This is a genomic window from Xanthomonas sp. D-109 (assembly GCF_017746095.1).
GTDB classification, from domain to species: Bacteria; Pseudomonadota; Gammaproteobacteria; order Xanthomonadales; family Xanthomonadaceae; genus Xanthomonas_A; species Xanthomonas_A sacchari.
In genome coordinates this window covers 1-5,567 of record NZ_JAGHWV010000032.1, presented here as the reverse complement: position 1 = coordinate 5,567, position 5,567 = coordinate 1, and the positions used below count along the sequence as shown (strand labels likewise).

Genomic DNA, 5,567 nt, shown 5'->3' with positions numbered 1-5,567 from the left:
TTCGCTGGCGCGCGGCGCCTCGCCCGACTCGGCGGGCGCCGGTGGCGGAGCCGCCGGTGCGGGCGTGGCCGGCGTGCCGGTGCCGCGGCCTTCGCGGGCCAGACGCGCGGCGCGGTGCAGCTGCCCGCGGGTCGCGCGCGCCGCGGTCTCGGCATCGCGCGCCGGCGCGGGCGCGGAAGCGCCGGCCAGCAGGGGCCGCAGGGAGGCTTCTGCCGGCTCCTCGGTCCAGCCCAGTTCCGCGCACAGCAGATGCAGTTGGCGGTGCAGTTCGCGCCACTCGCGCATGCGCAGGAAGCCGAGGAAATGCCGTCCGCACCAGTCGCGCAGCTTGGACTGGGTCAGGTCCTCGTGCGCCTGCCGATAGCCGTCCCACAGGCGCAGGATGCCGACGAATTCCGAGCGCGCATCGGCGAACCTGGCATGCGCGTTGTCGGCGGCCTCGCGTGCCTCCGGCGGACGCTCGCGCGGGTCCTGGATGCCCAGGAACGCGGCGATCACCAGCATCGGCCGCAGGCAGCCGTGCTGCTGCGCCGCCACCAGCATCCGCGCCAGCTTCACGTCCACCGGCAGCCGCGCCATCTTGCGGCCGATCTCGGTCAGCTTGCGCAGGCCATGGCGGTCCGGCTCGCCGACCGCGCCCAGCTCCACCAGTTGCTGCCAGCCATCGGCCACCGCACGCTCGTCCGGCGGCTCCAGGAACGGGAAATCCTCGATCCGTCCCAGCCCTAGCTGCAGCATGCGCAGGATCACCCCGGCCAGGCTGGAGCGGCGGATCTCCGGATCGGTGAACGCCGGCCGCGCCTGGAAATCGGCCTCGGCGTACAGCCGGTAGCAGATGCCCTCGGCGATGCGGCCGCAGCGGCCCTTGCGCTGGTTGGCGCTGGCCTGCGAGATCGGCTCGATGTGCAGGCGGTCGAGCTTCTGCCGCGGGCTGTAGCGCTTGACCCGCGCGTAGCCGGGATCGACCACGTAACGGATGCGCGGCACCGTCAGCGAGGTTTCGGCGACGTTGGTGGCCAGCACCAGGCGCCGCTTTGGCCCGGGATTGAACACCCGGTCCTGGTCGGCGTTGGAGAGCCGCGCGTACAGCGGCAGCACCTCGGTCTCGCGGTACTTGCGCCGCTCCAGCGCATGGTGCGCATCGCGGATCTCGCGCTCGCCGGGCAGGAACACCAGCACGTCGCCGCGCGGATCCAGCCGGGTGATTTCGTCGATCACCGCCACGATCGCCTGGTTGACCGTGCGGTCGCCGGCATTGTCGCCACTGTCGGCGTCGGCCTCCTCGCCGCCCGCCTCCTCCAGCGGCCTGTAGCGCACTTCCACCGGATAGGTGCGGCCTTCCACGCTGATCACCGGCGCATCGTCGAAATGCGCGGCGAAGCGCGCGGTGTCGATCGTCGCCGAGGTCACGATGACCTTCAGATCCGGGCGCTTGCGCAGCAACTGCTTCAGGTAGCCGAGCAGGAAATCGATGTTGAGGCTGCGCTCGTGCGCCTCGTCGACGATGATCGTGTCGTAGCTGGACAGCCAGCGGTCGCTGGCGATCTCGGCCAGCAGGATGCCGTCGGTCATGAACTTGATGCGGGTCTGCTCGCCGACGCGGTCGTTGAAGCGCACCTGGAAGCCCACCGTCTCGCCCACCGGCGTGCGCAGTTCCTCGGCCACGCGGCTGGCCACCGCGCGCGCGGCGATGCGCCGCGGCTGGGTGCAGCCGATCATGCCGGCGGCGCCGCGTCCGGCGGCCAGGCACAGCTTCGGCAACTGCGTGGTCTTGCCCGAACCGGTCTCGCCGGCGATCACCACCACCTGGTGCTCGCGGATCAGCGCGACGATGCGCTCGGCCTCGCGTGCGATCGGCAGTTGCGGATCCAGCGTGATCGCCGGCTGCTGCGCCGCGCGCGCGGCGCAACGCGCCTGCGACGCCTGCAACGCCTGCTCGAACGCCGTCTCCAGCGTGGCATTGCCTGGCGCGGCCTGCCAGCGCGACCATAGGCCCAGCAGGCGGCCGCGGTCGCGGGTCAGCGCGCCGTCGATCGCGGTGCGGCGTTCGCGCAGGCGTGCCGGCACGGAAGGTTTTTCGATAGCGTTCATCAATCGGATGCCATTGAACGTTGAATCACAGCACATGCTTTAGTCTGTCTATTGTGACGCCATCTCGTCTGTAACCCCCAAAGAGGAATTCCCATGGCCAAGAACAAGACCCCCGGCAAGACCAAGAACGCCGCCAGCAAGGCCGTCGCCGCCCAGCCGCTGGCCGGCCTGGCGCCGTCCGCGCCCAACATCGATATCGGGATCGGCGGCGGCGATCGCAAGAAGATCGCCGACGGCCTGTCGCACTACATGGCCGACGCCTTCACCCTGTACCTGAAGACCCACAACTTCCACTGGAACGTGACCGGGTCGATGTTCAACTCGCTGCACCTGATGTTCGAGACCCAGTACACCGAGCAGTGGGCGGCGCTGGACGACGTCGCCGAACGCATTCGCGCCCTGGGCTTCAACGCCCCCGGTTCGTACAAGGAATACGCCGCGCTGACCTCGATCCCGGAAGAGGAAGGCCTCGGCGACAGCGCCGACTGGCGCGAGATGGTGCGCCAGCTGGTGGTCGGCAACGAAGCGGTGTGCCGCACCGCGCGCAAGGTGCTCAAGACCGCCGACGACGCCGGCGACGACCCGTCGGTGGACCTGCTGACCCAGCGCCTGCAGACCCACGAGAAATACGCCTGGATGCTGCGCTCGCTGCTGCAGTAAGCGCTGCCGCCCTGCCTGCCCGGCAGGCAGGGCCAGCCGCCCGCGCGCCCCGCCGCGCGGAGCGAGACGTTGGCTGGGTGCACTGTGGGAGGGACGTCGGTCCCGACGCCTTTCGATCTCGGCCCCGGCAGGCTTCGTCTGCCGCGACCGCAAGGCAGTCGCCACCTACAGACCAGCGCGCGTTCGCCTGACACGCGCTTGCGCAGACCAGGAAGGCAACCGCCCTTGCGCGGCGCGGTATCCTACACAGATGTCTTCCCCCGCCCACGCCTTGCTCAGCCGCGTCTTCGGCTACGACCAGTTCCGCGGCCTGCAGCAGGACATCGTCGAACACGTTGCCGCCGGCCATGACGCGCTGGTGCTGATGCCCACCGGCGGCGGCAAGTCGCTGTGCTACCAGATCCCCTCGCTGCTGCGCGACGGCACCGGCATCGTGATCTCGCCGCTGATCGCGCTGATGCAGGACCAGGTCGAGGCGCTGCGCCAGCTCGGCGTGCGCGCCGAATACCTCAACTCCACCCTGGACGGCGAGACCGCGCAGCGGGTCGAGCGCGCCCTGCTGGCCGGCGAGCTGGACCTGCTGTACGTCGCCCCGGAACGGCTGCTGACCCCGCGCTTCCTGTCGCTGATCGAGCGCAGCCGCATCGCCCTGTTCGCCATCGACGAGGCGCACTGCGTGTCGCAATGGGGCCACGACTTCCGCCCCGAATACCGCCAGCTCACCGTGCTGCACGAGCGCTGGCCGCAGACCCCGCGCATCGCCCTCACCGCCACCGCCGACCCGCCGACCCAGCGCGAGATCGCCGAGCGCCTGGACCTGGCGCAGGCCCGCCATTTCGTCAGCTCCTTCGACCGCCCCAACATCCGCTACACCGTGGTGCAGAAGGACAACGCGCGGCGTCAGCTGCTGGACTTCCTGCGCGGGCACCGCGGCAGCGCCGGCATCGTCTACTGCATGTCGCGGCGCAAGGTCGAGGAAACCGCCGACTTCCTGGCCCGCGAGGGCCTGAACGCCCTGCCCTACCACGCCGGCCTGCCGGCCGAGGTGCGCGCCGACAACCAGCGCCGCTTCCTGCGCGAGGACGGCATCGTGATGTGCGCCACCATCGCCTTCGGCATGGGCATCGACAAGCCCGACGTGCGCTTCGTCGCCCATACCGACCTGCCCAAGTCGCTGGAGGGCTACTACCAGGAGACCGGCCGCGCCGGCCGCGACGGCGAGGCCGCCGAGGCCTGGCTGTGCTACGGCCTGGGCGACGTGGTGCTGCTCAAGCAGATGATCGAGCAGGGCGAGGCCGGCGAAGAACGCAAGCGCGTGGAACGGCGCAAGCTGGACCAGTTGCTGGGCTACTGCGAATCGATGCAGTGCCGCCGCCAGGTGCTGCTGGCCGGCTTCGGCGAGACCTATCCGCAACCCTGCGGCAACTGCGACAACTGCCTGCAGCCGGCCGACGCCTGGGACGCCACCGTGGCGGTGCAGAAAGCGCTGAGCTGCGTCTACCGCAGCGGCCAGCGCTTCGGCGTCGGCCACCTGATCGACATCCTGCGCGGCAACGAGGGCGAGAAGATCAAGCAGTTCGGCCACGACCAGCTCAGCACCTACGGCATCGGCAAGGACCTGGACGCGCGCGCCTGGCGCGGCGTGTTCCGGCAACTGGTCGCCACCGGCCTGCTGGAAGTGGACAGCGATGCCTACGGCGGCCTGCGCCTGACCGACGCCAGCCGCCAGGTGCTCAAGGGCGAACGCAAGATCATGATGCGCCGCGAACTGCCCAGCCGCGGCCGCGAACGCGGCGACCGCAGCGGCAGTCCGCGTACCGGCATGCCGGTGCAGGCGCAGGACCTGCCGCTGTTCAACGCGCTGCGCGACCTGCGCGCCGGCCTGGCCAAGGAGCAGAACGTGCCGGCCTTCGTGATCTTCCACGACAGCACCTTGCGCAACATCGCCGAGCAGCGTCCGACCAGCCTGGACGAACTGGCGCGGGTCGGCGGCATCGGCGGCAGCAAGCTGGCCCGCTACGGCCAGCAACTGATCGATATCGTCCTGCAGCAAGGCTAGCGGCGCCAGGTGCGAGGCGCCGCTTGCCGGCGCATCGCGAAAGATGGCCGGCGCCGGCAAGAAAATTTCCCGGTGCCGACAGGCCGGGTTCAACGTGGTATTGATAGCGTCAGCGTCATGGCGGGGAGTTTCACCGACCCCGCCCGGCCCTCTCTCTCCTGGCGGATGCCCGATGAACCGCAGCCTCCTTCTTCTCGCCTGCACCCTGCTCGCCGGCCCCGCCCTGGCCCAGACCGCCGATGCCACCAGCGACAGCGAGGCCGCCAAGCGCAAGCTCGACCTGAGCGTGCCGCAGCAGCCGATCACCTATGCCGATCCCGGCACCAAGGCCGATCCGCCGGGCACCTACTACGGCGACACCAGCGGCACCTCCGCCTCGGCGCAGAAGGCCGCCGCCGCGCAGGCGCGCGCCGAGGCCCTGCAGGCGCAGGCGGACCGTTGCAACGGCGACGTGCACGGCAGCGTCTCCACCGGCATCGGCTATTCCACGCATGGCGGCAACAGCAACTACCAGGCCGCCAATCTGAACATGTGCAAGACCTCCTACACCGACGACGGCAAGCCGCGGCAGATGGGCATCAGCATCAGCGTCGGCCGCGGCGATGGCCCGGCATTCGGTCGCGGCTACTATCCTGGCGCGTACGGCCCGCCGCCGTTCGGCTGGTAAACACAGTGCGACGCGAGGGCAGCGCCAACGTGCCGCTCCCGCCACGGTCGAACCGATGCACGTTACCTCGTAGGAGTCAACTGTCATGCA

At 70.1% G+C, this 5,567-nt stretch carries 4 protein-coding genes; 3 read left to right on the top strand and 1 reads right to left on the bottom strand.

The genetic code is table 11. The annotated features are described in order from the left end of the window. The coding region (gene hrpA / locus J7357_RS20750; protein WP_244667715.1) for an ATP-dependent RNA helicase HrpA at positions 1-2,091 on the bottom strand (2,091 nt) is incomplete at its 3' end. A gap of 93 nt (positions 2,092-2,184) precedes the next feature. On the opposite strand from hrpA, the gene J7357_RS20745 reads away from it, so the two are divergent. The 3 genes from J7357_RS20745 (at position 2,185) to J7357_RS20735 (ending at position 5,477) form a co-directional block, all read left to right on the top strand. Next, a complete protein-coding gene (locus J7357_RS20745) occupies positions 2,185-2,751 on the top strand; it encodes a Dps family protein (protein WP_244667714.1) in 567 nt (188 codons plus the stop codon). 250 nt (positions 2,752-3,001) lie between these two features. Further along, positions 3,002-4,810, top strand: a complete 1,809-nt coding sequence (gene recQ / locus J7357_RS20740) for a DNA helicase RecQ (protein WP_209249415.1) — start codon at positions 3,002-3,004, stop codon at positions 4,808-4,810. 172 nt (positions 4,811-4,982) lie between these two features. Beyond that, the gene (locus J7357_RS20735; RefSeq protein WP_209249414.1) at positions 4,983-5,477 is read left to right on the top strand and encodes a hypothetical protein; all 495 of its coding nucleotides are present in this window, start codon (positions 4,983-4,985) and stop codon (positions 5,475-5,477) included. Positions 5,478-5,567: the final 90 nt, after the last annotated feature.

What these genes read in the sequence shown, in the direction of transcription:
- J7357_RS20745 (WP_244667714.1), top strand. Translation starts at nt 2,185, where the DNA reads ATGGCCAAGAACAAGACCCCCGGCAAGACCAAGAACGCCGCCAGCAAG.
- recQ (WP_209249415.1), top strand. Translation starts at nt 3,002, where the DNA reads ATGTCTTCCCCCGCCCACGCCTTGCTCAGCCGCGTCTTCGGCTACGAC.
- J7357_RS20735 (WP_209249414.1), top strand. Translation starts at nt 4,983, where the DNA reads ATGAACCGCAGCCTCCTTCTTCTCGCCTGCACCCTGCTCGCCGGCCCC.